Origin of the sequence: Actinomycetospora sp. NBRC 106375 (assembly GCF_030269665.1) — a bacterium.
Lineage (GTDB): Bacteria > Actinomycetota > Actinomycetes > Mycobacteriales > Pseudonocardiaceae > Actinomycetospora.
Map to the genome: position 1 here is coordinate 27,044 of NZ_BSTS01000017.1, position 25,227 is coordinate 52,270.

Annotated in this window: 26 protein-coding genes and 1 pseudogene; 16 read left to right on the top strand and 11 right to left on the bottom strand. The window is 75.1% G+C overall.

Going from position 1 to position 25,227, the window contains the following annotated elements; all coding sequences use genetic code 11:
* Positions 1-8: 8 nt before the first annotated feature.
* Entirely contained in the window at positions 9-1,322 is a 1,314-nt protein-coding gene (aroA, locus tag QSK03_RS24530; protein ID WP_285657643.1) for a 3-phosphoshikimate 1-carboxyvinyltransferase, read from the bottom strand.
* 59 nt (positions 1,323-1,381) lie between these two features.
* Between aroA and QSK03_RS24535 the strand changes: the two genes are divergently transcribed.
* Both QSK03_RS24535 and QSK03_RS24540 read left to right on the top strand, forming a co-directional pair.
* Positions 1,382-2,170 carry an SOS response-associated peptidase gene (locus QSK03_RS24535; protein ID WP_285657644.1) on the top strand — a complete coding sequence of 263 codons (789 nt, stop codon included), beginning with the start codon at positions 1,382-1,384 and terminating at the stop codon, positions 2,168-2,170.
* Between the two features lie 7 nt (positions 2,171-2,177).
* Positions 2,178-2,828, top strand: coding sequence for an alpha/beta family hydrolase (locus tag QSK03_RS24540; RefSeq protein ID WP_285657646.1), 651 nt, complete (start codon positions 2,178-2,180; stop codon positions 2,826-2,828).
* Between the two features lie 3 nt (positions 2,829-2,831).
* Here QSK03_RS24540 and QSK03_RS24545 read toward each other — a convergent pair whose 3' ends face one another.
* On the bottom strand, positions 2,832-3,407 hold the full coding sequence (locus QSK03_RS24545) for a TetR family transcriptional regulator (protein ID WP_285657648.1): 576 nt from the start codon (positions 3,405-3,407) through the stop codon (positions 2,832-2,834).
* Between the two features lie 82 nt (positions 3,408-3,489).
* On the opposite strand from QSK03_RS24545, the gene QSK03_RS24550 reads away from it, so the two are divergent.
* A complete protein-coding gene (locus QSK03_RS24550) occupies positions 3,490-4,524 on the top strand; it encodes an NAD(P)-dependent alcohol dehydrogenase (RefSeq protein WP_285657650.1) in 1,035 nt (344 codons plus the stop codon).
* Here QSK03_RS24550 and QSK03_RS24555 read toward each other — a convergent pair.
* Positions 4,521-5,027 carry an aminoacyl-tRNA deacylase gene (locus QSK03_RS24555; protein WP_285657651.1) on the bottom strand — a complete coding sequence of 169 codons (507 nt, stop codon included), beginning with the start codon at positions 5,025-5,027 and terminating at the stop codon, positions 4,521-4,523. The two genes, QSK03_RS24550 and QSK03_RS24555, sit on opposite strands and share 4 nt — an antisense overlap.
* Positions 5,028-5,257: 230 nt before the next feature.
* On the opposite strand from QSK03_RS24555, the gene QSK03_RS24560 reads away from it, so the two are divergent.
* Complete coding sequence (locus tag QSK03_RS24560) at positions 5,258-6,055, top strand: sigma-70 family RNA polymerase sigma factor (protein ID WP_352232035.1); 798 nt, start codon at positions 5,258-5,260, stop codon at positions 6,053-6,055.
* Complete coding sequence (rsrA, locus tag QSK03_RS24565; RefSeq protein ID WP_285657653.1) at positions 6,052-6,390, top strand: mycothiol system anti-sigma-R factor; 339 nt, start codon at positions 6,052-6,054, stop codon at positions 6,388-6,390. The genes QSK03_RS24560 and rsrA overlap by 4 nt, the downstream gene beginning before the upstream one ends.
* 91 nt (positions 6,391-6,481) lie before the next feature.
* Here the strand turns inward: rsrA and QSK03_RS33455 are convergent, their stop codons facing one another.
* Positions 6,482-6,556 carry a 50S ribosomal protein bL37 gene (locus QSK03_RS33455; protein WP_378022413.1) on the bottom strand — a complete coding sequence of 25 codons (75 nt, stop codon included), beginning with the start codon at positions 6,554-6,556 and terminating at the stop codon, positions 6,482-6,484.
* Between the two features lie 61 nt (positions 6,557-6,617).
* Here QSK03_RS33455 and QSK03_RS24570 point away from each other — a divergent pair, with 61 nt between their 5' ends.
* The gene (locus QSK03_RS24570; protein WP_285657655.1) at positions 6,618-8,162 is read left to right on the top strand and encodes a sensor histidine kinase; all 1,545 of its coding nucleotides are present in this window, start codon (positions 6,618-6,620) and stop codon (positions 8,160-8,162) included.
* A 217-nt stretch (positions 8,163-8,379) separates the two neighbouring features.
* Here QSK03_RS24570 and QSK03_RS24575 read toward each other — a convergent pair whose 3' ends face one another.
* Both QSK03_RS24575 and QSK03_RS24580 read right to left on the bottom strand, forming a co-directional pair.
* On the bottom strand, positions 8,380-8,634 hold the full coding sequence (locus QSK03_RS24575) for a WhiB family transcriptional regulator (protein WP_285657657.1): 255 nt from the start codon (positions 8,632-8,634) through the stop codon (positions 8,380-8,382).
* Positions 8,635-9,158: 524 nt separating this feature from the next.
* Entirely contained in the window at positions 9,159-10,079 is a 921-nt protein-coding gene (locus tag QSK03_RS24580; RefSeq protein ID WP_285657847.1) for a diacylglycerol/lipid kinase family protein, read from the bottom strand.
* 90 nt (positions 10,080-10,169) lie between these two features.
* Here QSK03_RS24580 and QSK03_RS24585 point away from each other — a divergent pair, with 90 nt between their 5' ends.
* On the top strand, positions 10,170-10,556 hold the full coding sequence (locus QSK03_RS24585) for a hypothetical protein (protein WP_285657658.1): 387 nt from the start codon (positions 10,170-10,172) through the stop codon (positions 10,554-10,556).
* Between the two features lie 21 nt (positions 10,557-10,577).
* Positions 10,578-11,135: a class I SAM-dependent methyltransferase gene (locus tag QSK03_RS24590; protein ID WP_285657850.1), complete on the top strand. Its 558-nt coding sequence runs from the start codon at positions 10,578-10,580 to the stop codon at positions 11,133-11,135.
* 21 nt (positions 11,136-11,156) lie between these two features.
* Here QSK03_RS24590 and QSK03_RS24595 read toward each other — a convergent pair whose 3' ends face one another.
* Together QSK03_RS24595 and sodN are read right to left on the bottom strand one after the other, a co-directional pair.
* A complete protein-coding gene (locus QSK03_RS24595; protein WP_285657659.1) occupies positions 11,157-11,792 on the bottom strand; it encodes a histidine phosphatase family protein in 636 nt (211 codons plus the stop codon).
* Between the two features lie 115 nt (positions 11,793-11,907).
* Positions 11,908-12,321, bottom strand: a complete 414-nt coding sequence (gene sodN / locus QSK03_RS24600) for a superoxide dismutase, Ni (RefSeq protein ID WP_285657661.1) — start codon at positions 12,319-12,321, stop codon at positions 11,908-11,910.
* Positions 12,322-12,413: 92 nt separating this feature from the next.
* Here sodN and QSK03_RS24605 point away from each other — a divergent pair, with 92 nt between their 5' ends.
* The gene (locus QSK03_RS24605; RefSeq protein WP_285657663.1) at positions 12,414-12,755 is read left to right on the top strand and encodes a S24 family peptidase; all 342 of its coding nucleotides are present in this window, start codon (positions 12,414-12,416) and stop codon (positions 12,753-12,755) included.
* On the opposite strand, the pseudogene QSK03_RS24610 reads toward QSK03_RS24605, so the two are convergent.
* Positions 12,741-13,127, bottom strand: a pseudogene (locus tag QSK03_RS24610) (dTDP-4-dehydrorhamnose 3,5-epimerase family protein); the annotation flags it as partial. The gene QSK03_RS24605 and the pseudogene QSK03_RS24610 overlap by 15 nt on opposite strands.
* Before the next feature lie 324 nt (positions 13,128-13,451).
* Between QSK03_RS24610 and QSK03_RS24615 the strand changes: the two are divergent.
* From QSK03_RS24615 to QSK03_RS24645, 7 genes are all read left to right on the top strand, one after another.
* Positions 13,452-14,696 (top strand): NAD(P)-dependent malic enzyme, encoded by a 1,245-nt coding sequence (locus QSK03_RS24615; RefSeq protein ID WP_285657665.1) that lies wholly within the window; start codon positions 13,452-13,454, stop codon positions 14,694-14,696.
* A gap of 491 nt (positions 14,697-15,187) precedes the next feature.
* Positions 15,188-17,923, top strand: a complete 2,736-nt coding sequence (locus QSK03_RS24620; protein ID WP_285657666.1) for a putative bifunctional diguanylate cyclase/phosphodiesterase — start codon at positions 15,188-15,190, stop codon at positions 17,921-17,923.
* Between the two features lie 157 nt (positions 17,924-18,080).
* Complete coding sequence (locus QSK03_RS24625; RefSeq protein ID WP_285657668.1) at positions 18,081-19,160, top strand: ABC transporter ATP-binding protein; 1,080 nt, start codon at positions 18,081-18,083, stop codon at positions 19,158-19,160.
* Positions 19,157-19,792 (top strand): ABC transporter permease, encoded by a 636-nt coding sequence (locus QSK03_RS24630; protein ID WP_285657669.1) that lies wholly within the window; start codon positions 19,157-19,159, stop codon positions 19,790-19,792. Before QSK03_RS24625 ends, QSK03_RS24630 begins: the two co-directional genes overlap by 4 nt.
* 3 nt (positions 19,793-19,795) lie before the next feature.
* Positions 19,796-20,509 (top strand): ABC transporter permease, encoded by a 714-nt coding sequence (locus QSK03_RS24635; protein WP_285657672.1) that lies wholly within the window; start codon positions 19,796-19,798, stop codon positions 20,507-20,509.
* Between the two features lie 35 nt (positions 20,510-20,544).
* Positions 20,545-21,450: an ABC transporter substrate-binding protein gene (locus QSK03_RS24640; RefSeq protein WP_285657673.1), complete on the top strand. Its 906-nt coding sequence runs from the start codon at positions 20,545-20,547 to the stop codon at positions 21,448-21,450.
* Positions 21,451-21,488: 38 nt separating this feature from the next.
* Positions 21,489-22,484: a CobW family GTP-binding protein gene (locus QSK03_RS24645; RefSeq protein ID WP_285657675.1), complete on the top strand. Its 996-nt coding sequence runs from the start codon at positions 21,489-21,491 to the stop codon at positions 22,482-22,484.
* A 10-nt stretch (positions 22,485-22,494) separates the two neighbouring features.
* Here the strand turns inward: QSK03_RS24645 and QSK03_RS24650 are convergent, their stop codons facing one another.
* Both QSK03_RS24650 and QSK03_RS24655 read right to left on the bottom strand, forming a co-directional pair.
* A complete protein-coding gene (locus QSK03_RS24650; RefSeq protein WP_285657677.1) occupies positions 22,495-24,120 on the bottom strand; it encodes a flavin-containing monooxygenase in 1,626 nt (541 codons plus the stop codon).
* 20 nt (positions 24,121-24,140) lie between these two features.
* On the bottom strand, positions 24,141-25,076 hold the full coding sequence (locus tag QSK03_RS24655) for an alpha/beta hydrolase (RefSeq protein WP_285657679.1): 936 nt from the start codon (positions 25,074-25,076) through the stop codon (positions 24,141-24,143).
* Positions 25,077-25,227 lie beyond the last annotated feature (151 nt).

Below are 25,227 nucleotides of genomic sequence, written 5' to 3' on the forward strand. Positions count from 1 at the left end.
CCGGCTCCCTAGACCCCGACCCCGGCGCGCACGAGGGCGGGCCAGTCGGTCGCGAAGTCGGGGAGGGTCTTGGTGGTGGCGGCGACGTCGTCGACGGCGACGCCGGGCACGACGAGACCGACGATCGCGCCGGCCGTCGCCATCCGGTGGTCGGCGTACGCACCCCACGGCCGGGTCGGCGCGGTGAGGGGCGCCGGCGCGATCTCCAGCCCGTCCGCGGTCTCGGTGACGCGCGCCCCGACGGTGCCGAGCTCGGCGGCGAGGGCGGCCAGGCGGTCGGTCTCGTGGCCGCGGATGTGGGCGACGCCGCGCAGCCGCGACGTCGCCCCGTCCCGCGCCGCGACGGCGGCGAGCGCGGCGACGGTCGGGGTGAGCTCGCTGATCTCGCCGAGGTCGACGTCCACGCCGTCGAGCCGCTCGGGCCCGTCGACCGTGAGCCCCTCCGCATCGAGGGTCACCCGCGCGCCGAAGGCCTCCAGCACGCGCCGGACCGCGGCGCCGGGCTGGAGGTCGGTGTCCGGCCAGCCCGCGACCGTCACCGACCCGCCGGTGGCGAGCGCCGCGGCCAGGTAGACCGCCGCACCCGACAGGTCGGGCTCGACGTCGAGCACGGTCGGCGCCGTGACGGGGCCCGGGGCGACGTGCCAGCGATCCGGCGCCTCGACGACGGGGACCCCGGCCGCCCGGAGCATCGCCACGGTCATCGCGACGTGCGGCAGCGACGGGACGCCGCGCTCGCCGGCGTGGGTGACGGTGACGCCCTCGGCGTAGCGGGCGCCGGAGAGCAGCAGGCCGCTGACGAACTGGCTGGACGCGGACGCGTCGACGGTGACCTCCCCGCCGCGCGGGTGCGGCCCGCCGGCGACGGTCAGCGGCAGCGCCTCGCCGGTGACGTCGACGCCGAGCCCGCGCAGGCCGGCGACGATCCCGCCCATGGGGCGCTCGCGGGCCCGCGGGTCGCCGTCGAGGACGACCTCGCCGTCGGCCAGCGCGGCCATCGGCGGGACGAAGCGCATCACGGTGCCCGCGAGCCCGCAGTCGACGTGCCCGCCGCGGAAGGTCGCCGGGGCGGTGATCTCCAGGTCGACCGTGCCGGCACGGCCGTCGGCCGTCGTCACCGTCGCCCCGAGGGACGCCAGGGCGCCGGCCATCAGCGTCGTGTCCCGCGACCGGGCCGCGCCGCGGACGTGGCGGGTGACGCCGTCGGCGCCCAGCGCGGCGAGGACCAGCGCGCGGTTCGTCACCGACTTGGAGCCGGGCACCGACACCGTGCCGCGCACGGGCCCGTCGGCCGTCGGTGCCGCCCAGGGCTGATCGCTCATGGGGCCATCTTCTCGCGCTCGGCCCCGGGTGTGTCGGTGCCCGGTGGGATGATGGCGCCATGTGCGGCCGCTACAGCCAGGCCAAGGATCCGGCCACCCTCGCCGAGGAGTTCGACGCCGTCGACGCCACCGACGGCGCGTGGCCCGGGCCCGAGTACAACGTCGCGCCCACCGAGACCGTGATCGGCGTGGTCGACCGGCATCCGCGCGACGACGACGGGAAGGCCGACCCCCAGCGCCTCGAGCGCAGCCTGCGGGCCATGCGGTGGGGCCTCGTGCCGGGCTGGGCCGACGACCCGAAGGTCGGCAACCGCATGATCAACGCGCGGTCCGACTCGCTGACCAGCAAGCCCGCCTTCCGCCGCGCGGTGAAGGGCCGCCGCTGCCTGCTCCCGGCCGACGGCTGGTTCGAGTGGCAGCGCGACGGGCCCGGCGGGCGCAAGGTGCCGTACTTCATCACGCTGCCCGGCGGGAAGTCGCTCGCCTTCGCCGGCCTGTGGGAGACCTGGCGGCCGAAGGACGCCGCGAAGGGCGCGTCGCCCCTGATCAGCACCACGGTCGTCACCGTCGACGCCGCCGGGCCGCTCACGGCGATCCACCACCGCATGCCGCTGGTGCTGCCCGCCGAGCGGTGGCAGGCCTGGCTCGACCCGGACAACGACGACCCGACCGACCTGCTCGAGCCCCCGCCGCCCGAGCTGCTGACGGCGTTCGAGCTGCGCCAGGTGTCCACCAAGGTCAACAACGTGAAGAACCACGGGCCCGAGCTGATCGAGGAGACCCACGACGAGCCCGAGCAGCAGGGTCTCGACCTCGACCTCGAGGCCGACGTCCCCGCCACCCAGTGACCACCCGGTGACCACCGACGAGCTCGAGGTCCCGACGCCGCACGGGCCCGCCCGGGTGGCGCTGCGGACGCCGGCCCGCTGCCTCGGGCTGCTCGTGCTCGGCCACGGCGCCGGCGGGGGCATCGAGGCACCGGACCTGCTCGCCGCCGCGGAGGCGGCCGGGCTCCTCGCGGTGGCCCGCGTCCTGCAGCCCTACCGGGTCGCCGGCCGCAAGGCGCCGGCGCCCGCCGCCCAGCTCGACGAGGCCTGGGCGTCCGTGCTCGCCGCGCTCACCGAGCGCTTCCCGGACACCCCGCAGATCCACGGCGGTCGGTCGTCCGGGGCGCGCGTCGCGTGCCGCGGCGCGGTCGTCGCCGACCCGGCGCCGATCGGCGTGCTGACGCTGGCGTTCCCGCTGCTCGCGCCGGCCCGGAGGGACGGCACGCGCCCCGACCGCGGCCCGGAGATCGACGCCGTCGACGCCGCGGGCATCCCGGTGCTCGCGGTGTCGGGGGAGAACGACCGCTTCGGCGTCCCGACCCCGGGGCGGCACCGCGAGGTCGTCACGGTGCGGGGCGACCACTCGCTGAGGGCGAGGGGACCGATCCGCGAGGCCGTCGGGCCCTGGCTGGACATGCTCCTCCCCGCGCGCCGGGACCGGCCCGGCCCCGTCGCGTGACCCTCAGCCCGGACGGAACGCCCGGGTCGCGACGGCGTGCAGGGCGGTCCGGCGCCGCGCGTGCTCGTCGTCCGGGTCGGCCGTCGACGCCGCGATCACCGTCGCCGCCGGTGACCAGCTCATCGACAGCGAGATCACCATCGAGTAGACGTCGCGCGGCGCGAGCTCGGGGTCGACCAGCCCGTCGGCCTGGGCGGCGCGGACCGCGTCGAGCTTCGCGGCGACGTCCTCCGCGGCCGTGGTGAGCAGGTCGCCCGTGGGCACCCGCTCCAGCCGCGCCCAGGTCGCGAGGAGGACCACCGAGGGCCGCTCGAGGTAGGCGTCGTAGAGCCGGACCGCGTAGCCGGCCAGGTCGGTCGCGTCGAACGGCACGAGGTCGACGATCAGCGACAGGTGCTCGGCGAACACGGCGTCGAACAGGCCGTCCTTCGACGTGAACCACGCGTAGATCTGCGCCTTGTTGGCCTCGGCGGCATCGGCGATGCGGTCGACGCGCGCCCCCGCGATCCCGTACCGCGAGAACTCCGCGGTCGCGGCGTCGAGCAGGCGGCGCCGGGTCGCCGCACCGTCCTTGGGCACCGGCGCATCATAACCAACTGGTCGGTTACGTGTTACGGTCAGAGGTAACCAACCAGTTGGTTCTGACCGAGGAGGTCCGATCGTGCACCAGGTGACCGGATGGGCCGCCGCGACGCCGGGCGCCGCCCCGCAGCCGTGGACCATCGACCGGCGCGACCCGCGGCCGCAGGACGTCGTCGTCCGCATCACGCACTGCGGGGTGTGCGCGACCGACCGGCACGCCCTCGCGAACGGTGACCCCGCCGCCTTCCCGCTGGTCGCGGGGCACGAGATGACGGGGGTCGTCGCGGCGGTGGGCGACGACGTCGACGACCTCTCCGCGGGCGACCGGGTCGCCGTCGGGAACATCATCGACTCGTGCCGCACGTGCACCGCCTGCCGCGCCGGGCGGGAGAACGACTGCGAGGCGTTCCCGACGCTGACCTACGGCGGCGAGGACCGGGTCTCCGGCGGCGTCACCCAGGGCGGCTTCTCCACCGAGATCGTCGTCGACCGCTACTTCGTCTACCCCCTGCCCGCCGGGCTCGACCCCGCCGGCGCGGCGCCGCTGCTCTGCGCCGGGATCACCACCTGGTCCCCGCTGCGCCGCCTCGGCGCGGGCGCGGGGACGACGGTCGGCGTGGTCGGGGTCGGCGGCCTCGGGCACCTCGCGATCAAGTTCTCCCACGCGCTGGGCGCCGAGACGGTCGCCCTCACCACCAGCGCGGCCAAGGCCGACGCCGCGAAGGCCCTGGGCGCCGACGACATCGTCGTCACCCGCGACCCCGACGCGCTGGCCCGCCAGAAGCGGCGCTTCGACCTGCTCCTCGACACCACCGGCCACCCGCTCGACCTCGCGCCCTACCTGGACGCGCTCGCGGTCGACGGCGCCTACGTGCTGGCGGGCATCCCGCCGGCCCGCCTCGACATCGACCCGATGAGCCTGGTCGTCGGCGAGAAGAAGATCGTCGGCACGGGCAGCGGCGGCGTGCCCGCCACCCGCGAGATGCTCGACGTCGCCGCCGAGCACGGGATCGTCGCCGACGTGGAGGTGGTGGCCCCCGACCGTCTCGGTGCGGCGCTGGACCGGCTCGGGCGCGGGGACGTGCGGTTCCGGTTCGTCGTGGAGACGGCCTAAGCGCCGATCTCGGCGAGTTCCCCGCGGGTGACGGTGACGAGGTCGTCGGGGGCCAGTTCCAGCTGCAGCCCCCGGCGGCCGGCCGAGCAGTAGACCGTCGCGTGCTCGGCGACCGAGAGGTCGATCACGACGTCCAGCGCCTGCCGGGTGCCCAGCGGGGCGATGCCGCCGACGACGTAGCCGGTGAGCCGCTGGGCGCGGGTGGCGTCGGCCATGACGGCGCGCTTCCCGCCGCGGGCGGCGGCCAGCGCCTTGAGGTCGAGCGTCCCGGCGACCGGCACCATCGCGAGCACCGGCGCGCCGTCCACCTCCGCGACCAGCGTCTTCAGCACCCGGTGCGGGTCGAGGCCCAGGGCCTCGGCCGCCTCGGTGCCATAGGAGACGGAGCGAAGCGGAGCTCGATCATGAGAGGCCGCGGTGCCCGGGGCGGTGTAGGGGTGGGTGCTGTAGGCGACGCCGGCCGCGTCCAGCGCGGCCGTCGCCGGGGTCGCGCGACCGGCCACGGGTGGGGAGCCCACCAGAACCCCGTCACGGCCGGCAACCGGGAATCCCGGACCCCCCGCTGGCGTTCCCTCGATACGCCGCGCGATCACGATCGTCCTCGCGCGGCAGGACGAGGAGAGGTGCGATGCCAGCAATGGTGACGGAGCCCGTCAGGGACGTCGGGATCGAGGCCGGGGTCGACCTGGCGTCGCTCGTCCCGGCCACCGGGACGCGGGTGACGTCGTCGGCGATGCGGGGTGGCTCCCCGCGCGGCCGGGTAGTCTCCGCGGGATCCGACGATGTCGCGCTCGCGGTGCGCGAGCGGCGTGGAGGGAGCCTCGTGGCCGACGGTGCGAGCGCGGCGAGCGATCGGGCCGACCAGCCCGAAGAGCGCCAGGAGGTGCGACCGGCACCGGCGGACGGTGCGGTGGACCTCGCGACCGAGACGCCGGAGGAGCGCGCCGCGCGCTTCGAGCGGGACGCGATGCCGCTGGTCGACCAGCTGTACGCGGCGGCCCTGCGCATGACGCGCAACCCGGCCGACGCCGAGGACCTGGTGCAGGAGACGGTGCTCAAGGCGTACTCGTCGTTCGCCTCGTTCACGCCCGGCACGAACCTCAAGGCGTGGATGTACCGCATCCTCACCAACTCCTACATCAACACCTACCGCAAGCGGCAGCGGCAGCCCCAGCAGTCGCCCACCGAGGAGATCACCGACTGGCAGCTCGCCCAGGCCGGTGAGCACAGCTCGTCGGGCCTCCCGTCGGCCGAGGCCGAGGCGCTGGAGAACCTGCCGGACAACGACATCCGCGACGCGCTGTCGAGCCTGCCGGACGACTTCCGGATGGCGGTGTACCTCGCCGACGTCGAGGGCTTCGCCTACAAGGAGATCGCCGACATCATGGGCACGCCGATCGGCACCGTGATGTCGCGGCTGCACCGCGGCCGCCGCCAGCTGCGGGAGGCGCTCACCGACACCGCCCGCGACCGCGGGTTCCTGCGCGACGGGGACACCCGCGTGACGACCGGAGAGGGGGCCGCGCGATGAGCTGCGGAGAGCCCCACGAGACCGACTGCTCGGAGGTCCTCGCCGAGGTCTGGCTGCTGCTCGACCACGAGTGCCAGCCCGAGCGCGACGCCCAGCTGCGCCGCCACCTCGACGAGTGCGGCCCCTGCCTGGCCCGCTACGGGCTCGAGGAGAAGGTCAAGACCCTGCTGGGCCGCAGCTGCCGCGGCGAGCACGCCCCGGCCGAGCTCCACGAGCGTCTCCGCGAGCAGATCCGCGCGACGGTGCTCGAGCAGGCGCAGGTCACCGTCGAGCGCGGCCCCGCCGGCACGGTCGTCGAGGTCAACCAGACCCGCGTGGAGTCCTGGCGCCGCTGAGCGCGCCCCAACGCGCCGCCCACCACGACGACGGGCCCGTCCGCAGCGTGCGGACGGGCCCGTCGTGTGTCCGGGGCAGGCGCCCAGGCGCTCAGGCGTGGGGGCGCTTGCCGTGGTTGCTGCTCTTCTTCTTGCGGTCCCGCTTCTGGCGCGCGCGCTTCGACATGCGTCCATCGTCGCACGTCGGGGGCGCCTGACCGGCACAGTGGTGGAATCACAGTGGTTGGATGAGGCCCGTGGGGAACCGCGGCCGGCCGACCTCGACGCTGTCGAACCTCCTGGCCACCCACACCACGCTCTCCGGGTCGGCGGTGGCGCACCTGCAGCGCGTGGTCGCCGAGTGGCAGCTGCTGGCCGACCTCTCGTTCGCCGACTTCCTGCTCTGGATCCCGGTGACGGGCGGTGACCTGGCCGGGAAGTTCGTCTGCGTCGCGCAGAGCCGCCCGACGACGACGGCGACCGCCCACCCCGAGGACATGGTCGGCACCGTGGCTGCGGCGAGCCAGCACGCCCAGCTCGACCGGGCGCTGCAGGACTCGACCCTGCGGCGCGAGGACCAGCCGCGCTGGCACCGGGGCCGGTCGGTGCGCCGCGAGGTCGTGCCGGTGCGAGCGCCCACCAGCCGGGAGGACTCGGGCACGGGCGACGTGATCGCCGTCCTCGGTCGCGACACGAACCTCGCCGCGCCCCGGGTGCCGAGCACGCTGGAGATCTCGTACCTCGCGGTGGCCTCCGACCTGTGCCAGATGGTCGCGGACGGGACGTTCCCCACCGCCGCCGGCCGCGACGAGGGCCGCTCGTCGCCCCGGGTGGGCGACGGGCTGGTGCGCATCAGCTCCACCGGCCGGGTGCTCTACGCGAGCCCGAACGCCGCCTCGGCCTTCCACCGCCTGGGGTGGAGCGACGAGCTGGTGGGCGTCGACCTCGCGACGGTCGTGCGCGACGTCGCCGACGACGCCTTCGAGGGCACCGAGGCCGCCGAGCACGTGCGCGGGGCGCTGGCGGGGACGCCGTCCCAGCGCGCCGAGCTGGAGGGCCACGGCGCGACGGCCGTGCTGCGGGCGCTGCCGCTGCACCCGCGCGGGCTGCCGTCCGGCGCGCTGGTGCTCGTCCGGGACGTCACCGACGTCCGCCGCCGCGACCGGGCGCTGCTGAGCAAGGACGCCACGATCCGCGAGATCCACCACCGCGTGAAGAACAACCTGCAGACGGTCGCGGCGCTCCTGCGCCTGCAGGCCCGCCGCACGCCCCACAACGAGGCGCAGGAGGCGCTCACGGAGTCGGTGCGCCGCGTCGCGTCGATCGCCCTGGTGCACGAGGCGCTGGCGGCGTCGGTGGACGAGAAGGTGGACATCGACGAGGTCCTCGACCGCGTGCTGCCGATGATGAACGACCTCGCGCGGCCCGGGGCCCGCGTCGCCATGAGCCGTCAGGGCGAGGTCGGCGTGCTGCCGGCGGTGATGGCGACACCGCTGGTCATGGTGCTCACCGAGCTCGTCGCGAACGCCCTCGAGCACGGGTTCGCCGAGCGGGCGTCGGGCTCGGTGGTGATCGCCGCGAAGCGCACCGCCGCGGTGCTCGAGGTGGAGGTCCGCGACGACGGTCGCGGACTGCCCGAGACGTTCTCGCTGGAGCGGGCCACGGGCCTGGGTCTGCAGATCGTGCGGACGCTCGTCGACTCGGAGCTGGACGGCAGCCTGAGCATGCGCCCGGCGGAGTCCGAGGGCACCCGGGCCGTCCTGCGGGTGCCGCTGCAGCACCGCGGCCGCTGAGCGCCCCCCCCGCGGGCCGCCGGGCGCGCCGGGGAGCCCCGGACGCACGAGGGCCCCGGCACCGTCTTCGGGGGACGGGACCGGGGCCCTCGGGTCTCGCGGGTGGTCGATCCGCACCCACCGGGTCGGACGCGTGGGGAGCGAGCGTCCGGCGGGGTGCTGCGGACCGGGTCGGCGCCTTGGGGGAGCGTGGGAGCGCGGCGCCGGGTAGGGGCCCTCAGAGCGCGGTGTGCACCTCGGGCCGGATGCCGTGGCGCTTGAGCGCGCGGCGCTCGTCCTCGCTCGCACCGCCCCAGACGCCCGCGTCCTGGCCCGACTCGAGCGCCCACTTCAGGCACTCGGTCATGGCCGGGCAGCGCCGGCAGACGCTTTTCGCGCGAGCGATCTGGGAGAGCGCGGGGCCGCTCGTGCCGACGGGGAAGAACAGTTCCGGGTCCTCGTCGCGGCAAGCAGCGTCGTTCCGCCAGTCCATCGTTCTGATCTCCTCGGTGGGTGCGCTTCGGGGCGCGCACCGGTCGTGGTCGTCGTCTTCTCGACGTGTCCCGGGCCCCACCGTCGGGGCCCGCGACCTGGCACGGAGACCGGGGACGGCGACCCGCACCGCGTGGTGGTGTCGCTGTCCCCCGACTCCCGCCCGTTGTTCTCCATTTCGAGAACAACGGACCCGTCCGGTCCGGAACACCGGCCCGGGGGCCCGTGCGTCCTTCCCGGTATTCGCGGGGGATGCGACTCAATCTGCAGGACACGACCGACGAGATCGAGTGCCAAGCGGCTCGACGGGCGAACTCGGTCGGTGAGTGGAATGGCGCGCACCGTCATGACCGCCCGGCTGCGACGAGCGACGATTCACGCACGACGAACCGTCCACCCGTCCGAGGGGCCACGACGAGCGGTCGGCACGTGGGCTCGATTCAGATGCCCGCCCGTCGCATGTCCCGCCGGTCGGGTTTCACGCCGACTTCACACGGAACCTCGCGCGCACCGTCGGGACACGTCCTACACGACCACCCGCAACGCCTCCGGGACCGACACGAACTCGACGTCGCTGCGCTGTCCGAGGTGGTCGCCGTCGACCTGGAGGTTCACCGGCTCGTTGCTCGTGATCCGCAGGGCGGGGACGTCGTCGCGCCGCACGACGGACTTCAGGCCGGCGGCGCCGTCGCGGCGCAGCACCTGGTGCACGAGGCGCAGGATCGTCGGCAGCCCCAGCGAGCGCAGGGCGAAGACGCCGAGGCCGCCGTCGAACGAGCAGCCGGGGTTGGTGCGCACCGGCCGCGCGCCGAGGTAGGTCCACGGGTCGGTGTTCGACACGATCGCGAGCCGGACGCCCTCGACCGGCTCCTCGCCCGCGAGCTCGACGGTGAGGTCCGGCGGGTCGACCCGGGCGCGCGACCAGCGGCGGATCGACGTGGCCACGTAGCGGGCCGGGGTGGCGTCGTGACCGCGGCCCCGGGCGCGCTCCATCGAGGCGATGACGTCGGCGTCCCAGCCCAGCCCCGCGTTGAAGCTGAACCACCGCTCGTCGGCGCGGCCGAGGCCCACCGTGCGCGAGCGGCCCTCGTGCAGCGCGCCCAGCAGCGTGTGGGTGGCCTCGAGCGGCTCGCGCGGGACGCCGAGGGCGCGGGCGAACACGTTGGCCGACCCGCCGGGCACCACGCCGAGCGCGGGGACGTGCTCCCCGGGCCCGTCGGCGAGCAGCCCGTTGAGGGCCTCGTTCACCGTGCCGTCGCCGCCGAGCACGACGACGAGGTCGACGGCCTCGGACCGCGCGCGGGCGGCGAGCTCGGCGGCGTGGCCGCGGTAGCGGGTCGCGACGACGTCGAGCTTGATCTCGCTCGCGAGCGCGTGCGCGATGACGTCCTGACCGGCCGCCGTCGTCGTGGTGGCCGAGGGGTTGGCCACGAGCAGCGCACGCACGGCGCTCACCGTAGACGGCACGTCCCCTCCGTCCGGGGGGTGCGGGGTCGGGATGTCGCCGATCTCTCCGCCGTGCCTACGCTGGGTGTCGTGATGCCCCGTTCCGTGCGCCTGGCCGCACTCGGTGTGATCGCCGAGGGCGTCGTCGGCGTCGTCGTCGCGGTGCTCCTCGCCCTCGGCGGCGTGACGTTCTCCGTGTGGGGGTTCGTGGCCCTCCTGGGTCTCGCGGTCGGCGCCGCGGGCGTCGCCCTGGTCACCGGGACGCGCGGGGCCCGCGGGCCGTCGCTGGTCGCCCAGCTGTTCGTGCTCGGATGCGGGTTCTACGCCGCCGTGCCCTCCCATCGCCCGGACTGGGGCGTGCCGGTGATGGTCCTCGCCGCCGTGGTGCTCTACGGACTGCTCTGCGCGCCCACCCGCGCGTGGGCGGACGCGGAGGACGGGGAGGACGCCGAGGACGGCGACGGCGTGCGCCACTGAACTACGGTGGCGGGCGTGCCGATGAACGTCCTGCACCGCAGGCTCTGCCGGTCGGCCGGGTGGGCCGAGCGGATGCACCAGCAGGTCCTGCCGTGGGCCCTCGAGGACGTCGACCTCGGCGGCGACGTCCTCGAGATCGGTCCCGGCTACGGGGTCACCACGCGCTGGCTCGTCGAGCGCGCGGGCTCGCTGACCGCGGCCGAGGTGGACCGGCGGCTCGCGAAGGACCTCGGCGCCGAGATGGGGCACCGGGTCGAGGTGCGCGCGGCCGACGGCGCGGCCCTGCCGTTCGCCGACGCCAGCTTCGACACCGTCGTCTGCTTCACGGTGCTCCACCACGTGCCCTCGCCCGACCACCAGGACCGGCTGTTCGCCGAGGCCGCCCGCGTGCTGCGCCCCGGCGGCACGTTCGCCGGGTCGGACAGCCGCCGCAGCCTGCGGTTCCGGCTCCTGCACGTCGGCGACACGATGGTCGTCGTCGATCCTCGGACGTTGCCCGACCGCCTGCACGGCGCCGGGTTCGGCGACGCCACCACCGACGCCGGCGAGCGCTCGTTCCGGTTCCGCGCCCGCCGGTAGCAGTCCTCTGGTGCCGCTGCGCTAGTGCCGGTCCGCCGGTGGCGGGGGCGGTTCCACCAGCCCGCCGGGGGCGTTGAGCAGGTCGATGCGCGGCACGCCGCGCTCGTGGCCCAGCACCGTCACCGATGCGGCGTCGAACGCGAACCCGACCCCGGCCGAGGGCTCGAGGGAAAGGTAGCGGGCGATGAGCACCCGACCGGCGTGGCCGTGGCCCACGAGCACGAGGTCGCGCTCGGCGATGACCCGCTCGGCGTCGGCGAGCACGCGGTCGAGGCGGGCGGCCACCTGCGCGCCGGTCTCGCCGCCCGGGCAGGGGTGGCTCCACACGGTCCAGCCCGGCACGTCCTCGCGGATCTCCGGGGTGGTGCGGCCCTCGTAGTCGCCGTAGTCCCACTCGACCAGGTCGTCGCGGACGGCGTCCGGCGCGAGACCGGCCAGCCGCGCCGTGTCCTGCGCGCGGCGGCGGGGGCTCGTCCACACGACGGGGGGCGGCACGTCCCCGCGCAGGGTGACGAGCAGCCGGCCGGCGATCCGGGCCGCGTCCTCGCCCGTCGGCGTCAGCGGCAGGTCGGTGCGGCTCGTGTGGCGTCCGTCGCGGGACCACTCGGTCTCGCCGTGACGCAGGACGTAGATGCGTCCGCGGGGTGTGGCGCTCACGGCGTCCTCCCTACCCGCTCCCGACCCGGAACACCGGCTCCCGCACGACGACGCGCCCGCCCCCGCGTGGCGGGGACGGGCGCGTCGGGGTCTCGCGGACCGACCGAGCGGGCGCTCAGCCCTTCTTGGTCTCCCAGAAGATGTCCGAGATCTCGGCGATGTAGTCGAGCACCTGCTGACCGGACTTCGGGTCCATGGACGACTTCGCGCCGCCCTCACCGCCGCCCGCGGCCTTGGTGGCCTTGTTGAACAGCTCGTGGAGCTGCGGGTACTTCTCGAAGTGCGGCGGCTTGAAGTAGTCGGTCCAGAGCACCCACAGGTGGTGCTTGACGAGGTCGGCGCGCTCCTCCTTGATCTGGATCGCGCGGGCGCGGAACGCCGGGTCCTCGTTGCCCTGGTACTTCTCCTGGATCGCCTTGACCGACTCGGCCTCGATCCGGGCCTGAGCCGGGTCGTAGACGCCACAGGGGAGGTCGCAGTGTGCGGTGGCCTCCAGACGCGGACGGAGGACGCTGGAGAGCAGTCCCATCTCGCCTCCCTCTTCCTCATGGGGAATGGTGATCGTTCCGACGTCAGGGAACGTACCCCTGTCACCGGCCCACGACACGTGAGGCGCTGCCCGTGAGGACCCCTCGTGAGCTGCTGGTCACCCTCTGGCGGCAGCGCCCACGCCGCGTGCTCGTCCGGGGCGGGTCGATGGCGCCGACGCTGCGGGACGGCGACGTCGTCGTGGCCCGCCCCGGGGCGGCGGTGCGCCCGGGGGAGCCGGCGCTGGTGCGGTGGCCGTCGCGGCCCGGGCAGCTCTCGGTGAAGCGGGCGGCCCTGGAGACCGACGAGGGCTGGTTCGCCGTCGGGGACGCCCCGGCGGCGTCGACGGATTCACGGACGCTCGGGCCCGCCGAGGTCCTCGGCCCGGTGCGGTGGCGCCTGTGGCCCCGTCCGGGGCGTCTACGGGCCCGCTGAGGGCGCCGAGCCCGCGGTGCCCGCCAGGGCCTCGCGACGGGCCACGCACGCCTCCCAGGTGGGCAGCGCGCCCGCGGCGCGGGCCTGCGCGAGCGTCGGCGCGGCCGCGTCCTTCTCGGAGAGCACCAGGTCCTCGCGGGCGCACCCGCGCGTCCAGGGCAGGTCGAGGTCCGGGTCGAGGGCCGCGACGCCGTGCTCGGCGGCCGGCTCGTACTCCCGCGAGCAGAGGTAGGTGGCGACGGTGCCGTCGGCGAGGGCGAGGAAGGCGTGCCCGAGGCCCTCGGCGACGTAGACCGCCTGCTGCGCCTCGCCGTCGAGGCGCACCGCGTCCCACGTGCCGAACGTCGGCGACCCGACGCGCAGGTCGACGACGGGGGAACACCGGCGGGTCGAAGAGCCACGAGCCCGGCACGCCCAGTTCCCGCACCTGCACGGCGGCCGACCCTAGACCTCCCGGACGCGTGACCCGACCCGCGACCGGCCCGGTGACGGGCGCGACCCCACCTGCCGCAGACACGGGACGGGGTGGCGCGCGAGGATTCGCCGGTAGACCGGGCGCAGGTGACCCTCGACCCGGGCCGCGCGCCCACCATCCGCGCCGACGGCCCTCCGGCCCCCGCCGACCGCGGGAGGCCGGTCGAGACGTCCCGCCCCGGGTACCCCACTCGTCCCCTGCCCGATCCGCTTGGAGTCCCCGTGAGCGACGTCCCCGATCCCACCCAGCCCTCCCTCGACGGTCGTGACATCTCCGAGGAGGAGGTCTTCACCGCGCACGAGGGGGGCAAGCTCTCGATCGCGCCGACGGTCGGGCTCGCCGGCCGCCGCGACCTCGCCATCGCGTACACGCCGGGCGTGGCCAAGGTCAGCCGGGCGATCGCCGACGACAAGGCGCTGACTGCCCGCTACACGTGGACCCACCGCCTCGTCGCGGTCGTGTCCGACGGCACCGCCGTCCTCGGGCTCGGCGACATCGGCCCCCGGGCCTCGCTGCCGGTGATGGAGGGCAAGTCGGCGCTGTTCAAGGCGTTCGCCGACCTCGACTCGATCCCGCTGGTGCTCGAGACCACCGACGTCGACGAGATCGTCGAGACCCTCGTGCACCTGCGTCCGAGCTTCGGCGCGGTCAACCTCGAGGACATCGCCGCGCCGCGCTGCTTCGAGATCGAGCGCCGGCTCGTCGAGGCGCTCGACTGCCCGGTGATGCACGACGACCAGCACGGCACCGCGATCGTCGTGCTCGCCGCGTTGCGCAACGCCGCCCGGGTGCTCGGCCGCGACCTCGCCGCGCTGAAGGTCGTCGTCAGCGGCGCCGGCGCCTCCGGCGTCGCCTGCGCCAAGATCCTGCTCTCGGCGGGTGCCTCGGACGTCGTCGTCCTCGACTCCCGCGGGGTCATCCACTCCGGCCGCGAGGGGATGAACGTCGAGAAGATGTCCCTGGCCGAGCAGACCAACCCGCGCGGCGTGCGCGGCGACCTCGCGGCCGCGACGGCCGGCGCCGACGTGTTCCTCGGGCTCTCCGGCTCCACCGTCCCCGAGTCGGTCATCGCCTCGATGGCCGAGGGCGGGATCGTCTTCGCGCTCTCCAACCCCGACCCGGAGATCGACCCCTCGGTCGCGCGCAAGCACGCGGCGGTCGTCGCCACCGGGCGCAGCGACTACCCGAACCAGATCAACAACGTGCTCGCCTTCCCCGGGGTGTTCGCGGGCGCCCTCGACGCCGCCGCGCGGCGGATCACCGAGGCCATGAAGCTCGCCGCCGCCGAGGCGATCGCGGACATCGCCGCCGGCGACGAGGAGTTCGGCGTCGACCACATCGTCCCGTCCGCCCTCGACGACCGGGTGGCGTCCGCGGTGGCCGCGGCCGTGGCGCGGGCGGCGTCCGAGGAGGGCGTGGTCCGCCGCCACGTGGCCGAGGTGGCAGCCGAGGGACACGGTCACTGAGCGGCCCCGCGCGCGACACGATCCGGTCGTCCACGATCGGGTTCCCCGGCCCCTCGGGACGGGTACCGACCGGTGGCAGCACCCTCGTCCGCGGGTCGTGTCGCTCGCCCGGAGGATCACGGATCCTCCGTTCGGCGGTGGCGGAGCGTTCATGGTCGCTGGGGGACCGCTCGTGGCGCAGAGATCCCACCGACGGTAGGGCGCTGATCCGCACGTGGGTGACGAGGCGGCCCATCGGCCGAGTGGTTCTGGGCCGGTCGCCGTTCGTCGTGGACTCCGTCCGCTTCGGCGCGTCGACCGGTCGGTGACCTCAAGGTCCATCGTCCGTGTCGTGCAGGCGACCGCGTCCGAGGACGCGGTCGCCGCGCCGGGTCCCCCCACGGGGTGATCCCCCCGGACCCCCATCGGTTCTTCTTCGTTGCCTGAGACAGAGACGGACACCGCGTTCCCGATCGGAGGAACGTGCGGATCCGAGGGCGAGGGGGAGATACGTGAGCAGTGCCGTGCCGGTGCCGGGCTCGCGGGGCCTCGCCGTCGTCCGGGCGACGACGGCGTCCCGCCGGGCCGAGGCGCGCACGACGTTGCCCACGGGCGACACCGGCACCGACGTGCCGCCCACCGCGCCCGGCACCCCGGGAGGCCCGCCGCTCCCGGCCGGCGCGGCACTGCGCCACGACGGCCGCGGGCGCATCGTCGAGGTGCGCGAGCCCGTGGCCCGGATGGTCGACCCGACCGGCGGCCTCGACCCGCGCAGCATGCTCGGCAGGCCCCTGGGCGAGCTGCTCGTCGGCCTCGGGCCCGTCGAGCCGGCCGCCGGGCCGGACGGGCTCCTCGCGGCCCGGCTGCGCCGGGTGGCCGCCGCGCCGCTGCCGGTGCGGGTCGTCGCGTGGCCGGACGCCGTCGGCGGCGCGGTGCTCGTCCTGGTGCCGGACGCCCCCGAGACGGCGGCGGTGCCGTCGGCGCCGACCGCACCGTCCGCGCCGTCCGCGCCGGCGGGCCCCGCGGCGTCGTCCCCGACGGCCGCCGACGTCGAGCGGATCGCGGGTCTGGGCCACTGGGAGGTCGACCTCGCCACCGGCTCCGCCTGGCTCTCGCCGGCGCTCGCGGACCTGCTCGGGGTCGACCCGCACGCCACCCGGCGCGCCGACGGCCTCGTGGCCGCGCTGCACCCCGACGACCGCGGCAGCCTGCTGAGCGGGTGGAAAGCCCTGGTCAGCGACGGCGCCCCGCTCGACGACGAGGTGCGCCTCGGCGACGGCAGCGGGCGCATCCTGCAGCTGCACGCCGCGCTGCGCGCCGGGGGCTCGGTGCTCGGCACCGCCGCCGACGTGACCGCCCGCCGGCAGGCCGAGGAGCGGCTGCGCGCCTCCACCCAGCGCTTCACCGATCTGCTCGCCGTCGCGCCGGTCGGGATCGCGATGTTCGACGACGACGAGCGGCTGGTCGACGCGAACCAGTCGCTGTGCCGGCTGCTCGGCCACGGGCTCGAGTCGTTGCGCCGGCGACGCGCCGACGAGCTGCTCGACCTCGACGCCGAGGCGGCCGCCGGCGTGGGGCCCGCGACGCCGCTGCTCGCGCGCCCGGCGGGGTCGGCGGGCTCGGTGAGCTGGTCGTGCTCGCCGCGGGCCCTGCGCACCCGCGAGCGCGGCGCGGACGGCGCGGACGCGGCGGCGGTGTGGTGCGAGCTGCACGTCTCGGTGTCGGTGCACGACGACGGCGGCGTCACCCACCTCGTGGTGTTCACCGACGTCACCGACGCGCGCCGGGTCGAGGCGAGCCTGCGCCACCAGGCCATGCACGACGAGCTGACCGGCCTGCCCAACCGCCGCGCGCTGACGACCACCGTGTCGCGGCTGCTCTCGGGCCCGACGGCCCGGCGCGTCGGGGTCCTGTTCTGCGACCTCGACAACTTCAAGCGCGTCAACGACTCGCTCGGCCACGACGCGGGCGACGAGCTGCTCGTCGAGCTGGCCGCGCGGCTGCGCGAGCGCCTCCCGGACGGGTGCGCGGCGTCGCGCAGCGCGGGCGACGAGTTCGTCGTCGTGTGCGCCGACGTCGACCTGCACGGCGGGCTGGACGCGCTGTCCGCGACGGTCGCCGGCATCCTGCGCACGGCCATCCCGGTGCACGGCCAGCTCGTGCGGATCTCGGCGACGGTCGGGGCGGCGGTCGGCGCGACGATCGGGGTGGGGGCCGCGGGCGACCTCCCCGACCCGTCGCACGTCGACGTCGACCCGGTCGGCGACCCGGTCGCCCAGGTGCTGCGCCAGGAGCGCGCCACCGAGCTCGCCGGCCTCGAGCCCGCCCCGTCGCACCCGGGCACCGGCGACCTCATGCGCTTCGCCGACGCGGCGCTGTTCGAGGCCAAGAGCGGCGGCAGCGGCCGGTTCGCCCTCGCCGACGAGGCGATCATGAAGGGCGCCGACGAGGCGCTGCGGATGGAGACCCAGCTGCGCGAGGCCATGGTCAACGACGAGCTGGTGCTGCACTTCCAGCCCGTCGTCGGCCCCGACGGCCGGGTGCAGACCGCCGAGGCGCTCGTGCGCTGGCAGCACCCCGAGCAGGGCCTGATCTTCCCGGACAAGTTCCTGCCGGTCGCCGAGGCCGCCGAGCTGATGGGCGACCTCGACCGCTGGGTCCTGCGCACCGCGGTGCGCGAGGCGGCGGTGTGGCCGGCGTCGGGTCCCGACGGGATCGTGCCCTCGGTGGCGGTCAACCTCGCGGGCCTGCTGCCCGGTGACCCGGACTTCCTCGACACCGTGCGCGAGGCCGTCGCCGACGCCGGGCTGCCGTGGGACCGCCTGGTCCTCGAGCTCGTCGAGACCTGCCTGGCCGACCTGCCCGCGACCACGCTGCGCGAGATGAACGAGCTCATCGCGGCGGGCGTGCGCTTCGCGGTCGACGACTTCGGTACCGGCTACTCGTCGCTCTCGCGCCTGACCGGCCTGCCCGCGCAGATCGTCAAGCTCGACCGCGGGTTCGTGCGCGGGGTGGCCACCGGCGAGTCGGACCGCGCCGTCGCCCGCGCCGTCGTCGACCTCACCGCCGCGATCGGGCAGGTGTGCGTGGCCGAGGGGGTCGAGGACGCCGACCAGTTCGCGGTCCTGCGCGACCTCGGCGTCCACGCCTACCAGGGCTGGCTGTTCGCCCGCGCCATGCCGGCGGAGAAGTTCACCGAGCTCCTGCGCCGCGGCCCGCTGACCCCCGAGGACCGCGCGGCCGGCTGATCTCCCGGACGTGTCAGCGGTGGGCCACCGCGGACATCGAGTGTCCGCAACGCCACACGCTCGACGGTGATCGGTCGCGGCTGTCGGGGGGTGCGGCTAGATTCTCGCGACGACTCGGTGGCCACGCCTGTGCCACCGGCGGATCCGGGGGCGCCACGTGATCGAGTTCCGGGACGTGGGCAAGCGGTTCGCCGACGGCACCGTCGGCCTGGAGTCGCTGTCGCTGACCGCCCGCGAGGGCGAGATCACCGTGCTGGTGGGTCCGTCGGGCTGCGGCAAGACGACGTCGCTGCGCACCGTCAACCGCATGGTGGAGCCGACGTCGGGCTCCGTGCACCTCGCGGGCCAGGACGTCGCCGAGGCCGACCCGGCGCTGCTGCGCCGCGGCATCGGCTACGTCATCCAGCAGGCGGGCCTGTTCCCGCACCGCCGCGTGATCGACAACGTGGCGACGGTGCCGGTCCTGCAGGGGCTCCCGCGCCGCGAGGCCAGGGCCCGGGCGGCGGAGGTGCTCGAGCGCGTCGGGCTCGACGGCGCCATGGCCCAGCGGTGGCCCGCGCAGCTCTCGGGGGGCCAGCAGCAGCGCGTCGGCGTCGCGCGGGCGCTGGCCGGCGACGCGCCCGTGCTGCTGATGGACGAGCCGTTCTCGGCGGTCGACCCCGTGGTGCGCGTGGAGCTGCAGGACGAGCTGCTGCGCCTGCAGGCCGACCTCGGCAAGACCATCCTGTTCGTCACCCACGACATCGACGAGGCCATCCGCCTGGGCGACCGCGTCGCGGTGCTGCGCGTGGGCGGGCGCCTCGCGCAGTTCGCGCCGCCCGACGAGCTGCTCGCGGCCCCGGTGGACGACTTCGTGTCCGGCTTCGTGGGCCGCGACCGCGGCTACCGCCGCCTCGGGTTCGTGCCGGCCACGGCGCTGCGGCTGGTCGACCTGCCCACGCGCGCCGACGAGAACGGCTCCTCCGGGGTGCCGGGGGAGTGGACGGTGCTGCTCGACGGCGCCGAGCGCCCGGCCGCCTGGCTGGGCCCCGACGGCGCGCGCCACGACCTCGGCTCGGTGTACGTCACCGACGGCGCCGACGCCGCGTCCGACGGCGCGGGCACGCTGCGCGGCGCGCTCGACGCGGCGCTGAGTTCGCCGGCGGGCCGGGGGGTCGCCGTCGACGGCGCGGGCCGCTACCGGGGCGGGGTCGACACCGACGACGTGCTGGCGCTGCTCGACCGGGGCGCCCCGTGAGGGCCTTCGGGTACGAGATCGACGAGCTCGTCGTGGACCACGTGCTGCTGGCCGTCGTCCCGGTGCTGCTCGGGCTGGTGATCGCGCTGCCGCTGGGCTGGTGGGCCCACCGATCGCGGGGCGCGCGCCGGGTGCTCGTGCCGTTGTCCGGCGCGCTTTACACGATCCCGTCCCTCGCCCTCATCGTGTTCATCCCGGTGCTGCTGGCCACGCCGATCCTCAGCCCCCTCAACGTTCTGGTGACGCTGACGATCTACGCGGTGGCGCTGCTCGTGCGCAGCGTCGCCGAGGCGCTCGACTCCGTGTCCGACACGGTCACCACGGCGGCGGTCGCCGTCGGGTACCGCCCGACGGGCCTCCTGCTCGGTGTGCAGCTCCCGCTCGCGGTGCCGGTGCTCACCGCCGGGGTGCGGGTCGCGTCGGTCACGACGTTCTCGATGGTCACGGTGGGCGCCCTCGTCGGGGTGCAGTCCCTGGGCACGCTGATGACCGACGGGTTCCAGCAGGACTACACGGCCATGGTCGTCACCGGCATCGTCGGCTCGATCGCGCTCGCGTTCGTCTTCGACGCCCTGTGGCTCGGGCTCGGACGGTCCCTCACGCCGTGGTCGCGCGCCCGGGCGGGGGTGTAGGCGGTGCTCGGACGTCTCCTGGACTGGTTCACCGCTCCCGCGCAGTGGAGCAGCGGCACCGGCATCCCGACCCGCGTGCTCGAGCACCTCGGCTACACCCTGCTGGCCGTCGTCATCGCCGCGGTGATCGCCCTGCCGCTCGGCGCGCTCATCGGGCACACCCGCCGCGGCGGGCTCGCCGTCGTCGGCGTGGCCAACGGCCTGCGCGCGGTCCCCGAGATCGGCGTGCTCGTGCTGTTCGTCCTCCTGCTCGGGCTGGGCCTGCTGCCGCCGACGCTCGCGCTCGTCCTGCTCGCGGTCCCGCCGATGCTCGCCGGCGCGTACTCCGGGGTCGCCGGGGCCGACGCCGGCGCGGTCGACGCCGCGCGCGGCATGGGCATGCGCGAGCACCAGATCCTGCTGCAGGTCGAGGTGCCCGCCGCCGTGCCGCTGGTGCTCGGCGGGGTGCGCTTCGCGACGCTGCAGGTGGTGGCCACCGCGACCATCGCCGCCTACGTCGGCCTGGGCGGGCTCGGGCGCTACATCATCGACGGCTTCTCGGTGCGCGACTACCCGCAGGTGCTCGGCGGCGCCCTCGTCGTTGCCGTGCTGTCGATCGTCGTCGAGCTCGTCCTGCAGGGCCTGGGGCGGCTCGTCACGCCCGGCCCCGGCCGCGTCCGGATCACGAGCCCCTTCGCGCCCGCCGACCCCCCGACCTCCCGCCCCGTCCCGTCCTGAGAGAGGCCCGACCGATGATCCGATCTTCGCGTGCGTTGCTCCTGGCGGCGATCGCCGCCGTGGGTGTCCTCCTCGCCGGGTGCGGCGGGGGCTCCGACCCCCTGGCCACCCAGCCCGCCGCGCCGTCGGCGCCGGGCACGGTCCGCATCGGGTCGGCGAACTTCACCGAGAACCGCCTCATCGCGGAGATCTACGCGACCGCGCTCGAGGCGAAGGGCGTCGCCGTCGAGCGCCGCTTCGGCATCGGCAGCCGCGAGACCTACTACCCGGCCGTCGAGCGCGGCGAGATCGACCTCGTGCCCGACTACACGGGCAACCTGCTGCAGTTCCTCGACCCGCAGACCACGGCCACCGCGTCGGACCAGGTCTACCAGCAGCTCACCACCAAGCTGCCGCCCCAGCTCCAGCTGCTCCCGCAGAGCGCCGCGGAGGACAAGGACGCCGTCGTCGTCACCCGCGCGTTCGCGACGCAGAACAACCTCGCGTCGATCGAGGACCTCACCCGGCTCTGCCCGACGGTCGCGTTCGGGGGGCCGCCGGAGTTCCAGCAGCGCGCCTACGGCATCCCCGGCCTCCAGCGCCTCTACGGCTGCACGTTCCGCGAGTTCCGCGCCCTCGACGCCGGCGGGCCCCTGACCGTCGCCGCCCTGCGCGACGGCACCGTCCAGGCCGCCGACCTGTTCACCACCGACGCCTCGATCCCGGAGAACGACTTCGTCGTCCTCGCCGACCCGCGCTCGAACTTCGCGGCGCAGAACGTCGTGCCGCTGATCAACCGCGGCAAGGCGGGCGACCCGCGCGTCACCGAGACGCTGAACCAGATCTCGGCGAAGCTCGACACGGCCCAGCTCACCGCGCTCAACGCCCGCCTCGCCGGCCCGGACCGTCCGGACCCGGCCCAGGTCGCCCGCGACTGGCTGAACTCGGCCGGGGTCCGGTAGCCGCGGGGGCACGCCGACCCTGTGCCAGGGTGGTCGGCGTGCCCCGTCGCGTCCCCGTGGTGCTGGTCGCCGGTCACCTCGGTGCCGGGAAGTCGACGCTGGTCAACCACCTGCTGCGCCACGCCGACGGGGTCCGGATCGGCGTCGTCGTCAATGACTTCGGCGCCATCGGGATCGACGCGATGCTCGTGGCCGGCCAGGCCAGCGCGGTGACCTCGCTGGCCGACGGCTGCCTGTGCTGCACCACGGACGCGAACGGCCTCGCCGCGCTGCTCGCCGAGCTCACCGCACCCGCGGCCCGCCTCGACCTCGTCGTGGTGGAGGCCAGCGGGATCGCGGAGCCCCGCGAGCTGGTGCGCCTCCTGCTCGACGCGATCGCGGGCGACGCGCGGCACGCGGAGTACGGCGGGCTGGTGGCGGTCGTGGACGCCGCCGACGGCCGGACCGACGACGCGGTCCGCCTCGCCGACCTCGTGGTGGTCAACCAGGTCGACCGCGTCGACGACCCCACGGCGCTGCTGACGTCGGTGCGCGCGGTCGCCGCGGGCCCGGCGCTCCCGGTGGTCCGCGGTGCCGTCGACCCGGCGCTGCTCGTCGACCCGCCGGCCCGTCGCGCCCCGCGGCGGACCGGCCAGCTGTCGTTCGACGTGCTGCTGCGGGAGGACGCGGCGGGCGCCCACACCCACGCGAACTGGGACAGCGTCGCGGTCGACCGGGACGCCCCCCTGGACCCGGCGCGGTTCGCCGCGTTCCTCGAGGCGGGCCCGGCCGGCGTGTTCCGGAGCAAGGGCGTGGTCCGGTTCCCCGGCGCCGCCCCGTTCGTCGTGCAGACGGTCGGGACGGCGATCCGGGTGCGGCCGGCGCCCCGCTCCGCCGCCGTCGCGGGCGCCCGCCTGGTGTTCCTCGGCGTCGGCCTGGACGCCGGAGCGCTGCACGCGGCGCTCGACGCCTGTGCCGCCGACCCCGCGGCGCCCGAACCGTCGCTGCTGCCGGTGCTGCGCTACGAGGAGTCGGACCGGGTCGACGCGGGCTGAGGGTCGGCGCTCAGGACGCCCGGGCCTCGTCGCGCGGGGTCAGCACGAACCCCTCGTAGTCGGCGTCCGCGACCCCGGCGAGCTGCTCCCGGTACGCGGCGTGCCCGGCCATGTAGAACATCACGGCGTTCTTCTTGCCCGGGATGTTCGCCCCGAAGATCCACGACTCGGCCTGCGGGAACAGCGTCATGTCGGCGATCTCCCGGCACGTCTGCGTCCACCGGTCCTCGGCGTCCTGGGTGGGCTCGACCGTCGCGGACCCCGACTCCTCGGTCCGCCGGACCAGGTCGCCGATCCACTCGACCTGGGCCTCGATGCTCGGCGGCAGGTTGGTGAACGGCCCGTTCGGCCCGAGGATCATGAACATGTTCGGGAAGTCGGCCACCGAGACGCCCAGGAAGCTGGTCGGCCCCTCGGTCCAGTGCTCGTCGATGTGCCGCCCGCCGCGCCCGCGCAGGTCCATCGCGCGGTAGTTGCCGTCGACGGCGTCGAACCCGGTGGCGAGCACGAGGACGTCGAGCTCGTGCTCGACCCCGTCCGCGGTGCGCACGCCGTGCGGCGTGATCCGCTCGATCGGGTTCTCCTGGAGCGAGACCAGCGTGACGTCGTCCCGGTTGAAGATCTCGTAGTAGCCCTCGTTGCACAACGGGCGCTTGGCGTAGAGGTCGCTGGGCGTGAGCTTGCGGGCCGTCTCCGGGTCGTCGACCGTCTCGGCGATCTTCGAGCGGATGAACGCGGCGGCCGCGGCGTTGGCGTCCGGGTCGCTGGCGATGTCGCAGAACGTCCCGAACATGAACCGGAAGCCGTTGCCCTTGTCCCAGTTCTCCTGGAACACCCGCTCGCGCTCCTCGGCCGAGACGTCCATCGCGTGGACGGTGCTCTCCTCGAACCCGAACGCCACGATCGAGCCGCGCACCTGCTCCCAGATGGCGTGGAAGTCCTCCTTGGTCCGCGCGACCTCGTCGGCACCGACCGGACCGTTGCCCGACGGGACGACGTACTGCGCCGAGCGCTGGAACACGGTCAGGTGCTCGGCCATCGGGGCGGCGGCCACGATGAACTGGGTCCCGGTCGAGCCGGTGCCGATCACGCCGACCCGCCGGCCGCGGATGTCGAGGTCGTCGGGCCAGGCGTTGGTGTGCACGAGGCGCCCGGCGAACTCGTCGAGCCCGGGGATGTCGGGGACGTTGCTCTTCGCGAGCAGCCCGAGCGCCGTCACGAGGTAGCGGCACGTGAGCCGCTCGCCGGCGGCGGTCGTCACGTGCCAGAGGTCGTCCTCCTCGTCGAACGCCGCGCCGGTGACCTCCGTAGAGAGCTGGATGTCGCGGGCGAGGTCGAAGCGCTCGACGACGTGCTCGAGGTAGGCGAGGACGTCGGGCTGGTCGAGGTAGCGCGTGCTCCAGTCCCACTCCTGCAGGAGGTCGGTGTCGAAGGAGTAGCGGTAGACGAAGCCCTCGGTGTCGGATTTCGCGCCCGGATACCGGTTGAAGTACCAGGTGCCCCCGACGCCGCCGCCCTTCTCGAGGACGCGGGTGCGCAGGCCGAGCCGGTCGCGCAGCGTGTGCAGCATGTAGATGCCGCCGAATCCGGCGCCGATGACGATCGCGTCGAGGTCCGGGGTGACGGTGGTGCTCATGGCGGGATCCCTTCCGGGGGTCAGCGGCGGTACCAGGCGGCGATGGCGGCGATCTCGTCGTCGGCCTCGGACGCGACGCCGGCCATGAACGGGAAGACGTGCTGCATGTCGTCGACCACGGAGAGCGTCACGTCGACACCGGCCGCCTCGGCGCGCGCGGCGCACCGCACCGCGTCGTCGCGCAGCGTCTCGGCGTTCCCCGCGTTGAGGTACAGCGGCGGGAGCCCGGCGAGGTCGGCGTGCAGCGGGTTGGCGAGCGGCGTGCGCGGGTGGATCCGGCCCTCGGCGAGGACGCCCGCGATCATGCTCTCGAGCAGGGGCACCGTGACCAGCGCGTCGGTGGCCGCGTTCGTCACCAGGCTCTCGCCGGTGTTCTCCATGTCCAGCCAGGGGGAGAACGCGATCACCCGCCCGGGCAGCGGGGCGCCCTGCTCGCGCAGCGCGAGCGGGATCGCGATGGCGAGATTGCCCCCCGCGGAGTCGCCGATGGTCGTGATGTCCTCGGGGCGGACACCCCGGTCGACGAGCGCGCGGAAGACGGCGACGCCGTCCTCGACCTGTGCCGGGTGCGGGTGCTCCGGGGCGCGCCGGTAGTCGAGCACGAATGCCGTCACGCCGAGCGCCTTGGCGACGTGGCCGGCGAGCTTGCGGTGGCTCGACGCCGAGCCGACGGCGAACCCGCCGCCGTGCGTGTAGAGCAGGACCTGGGTGCGGTCCGCGCCGAGCGGGAGGGTCCAGATACCGGGGACCCCGCCGATCGTCTCCTCCGCGTAGGTCACGTCCTCGGGCTCGCGGGTGGCCTGGTGCCACTCGTCGAAGACGCTGCGGAACAGGCGCGTCGTCAGGTCGGGCGTCGACGTGATGATCTCGGTCCAGTCGGCGTAGAGCGTCCGCAGGGTGTCCGCCCCGGCCGACCCGGGGCCGGCGGTCGGGGTCGGTGTGCTCGTCTCCGTCATGGCGTGCCTCCTCGCACTCGCACCTCGACACCGGACCCTTCCCCCGGGCGCGGGGCGTGCGGCTGTTCCGATCCGGAACAGCCCCGGCGCGCGGAACTCGGCGCGACGATCTGGCGCCGTTCTGTGACGTGGGGCACTGTGGGAGCGGGTC

What these genes read in the sequence shown, in the direction of transcription:
- aroA (WP_285657643.1), bottom strand. Translation starts at nt 1,322, where the DNA reads ATGAGCGATCAGCCCTGGGCGGCACCGACGGCCGACGGGCCCGTGCGC.
- QSK03_RS24535 (WP_285657644.1), top strand. Translation starts at nt 1,382, where the DNA reads ATGTGCGGCCGCTACAGCCAGGCCAAGGATCCGGCCACCCTCGCCGAG.
- QSK03_RS24560 (WP_352232035.1), top strand. Translation starts at nt 5,258, where the DNA reads ATGCGGGGTGGCTCCCCGCGCGGCCGGGTAGTCTCCGCGGGATCCGAC.
- rsrA (WP_285657653.1), top strand. Translation starts at nt 6,052, where the DNA reads ATGAGCTGCGGAGAGCCCCACGAGACCGACTGCTCGGAGGTCCTCGCC.
- QSK03_RS24570 (WP_285657655.1), top strand. Translation starts at nt 6,618, where the DNA reads ATGAGGCCCGTGGGGAACCGCGGCCGGCCGACCTCGACGCTGTCGAAC.
- QSK03_RS24575 (WP_285657657.1), bottom strand. Translation starts at nt 8,634, where the DNA reads ATGGACTGGCGGAACGACGCTGCTTGCCGCGACGAGGACCCGGAACTG.
- QSK03_RS24590 (WP_285657850.1), top strand. Translation starts at nt 10,578, where the DNA reads ATGAACGTCCTGCACCGCAGGCTCTGCCGGTCGGCCGGGTGGGCCGAG.
- sodN (WP_285657661.1), bottom strand. Translation starts at nt 12,321, where the DNA reads ATGGGACTGCTCTCCAGCGTCCTCCGTCCGCGTCTGGAGGCCACCGCA.
- QSK03_RS24650 (WP_285657677.1), bottom strand. Translation starts at nt 24,120, where the DNA reads ATGAGCACCACCGTCACCCCGGACCTCGACGCGATCGTCATCGGCGCC.
- QSK03_RS24655 (WP_285657679.1), bottom strand. Translation starts at nt 25,076, where the DNA reads ATGACGGAGACGAGCACACCGACCCCGACCGCCGGCCCCGGGTCGGCC.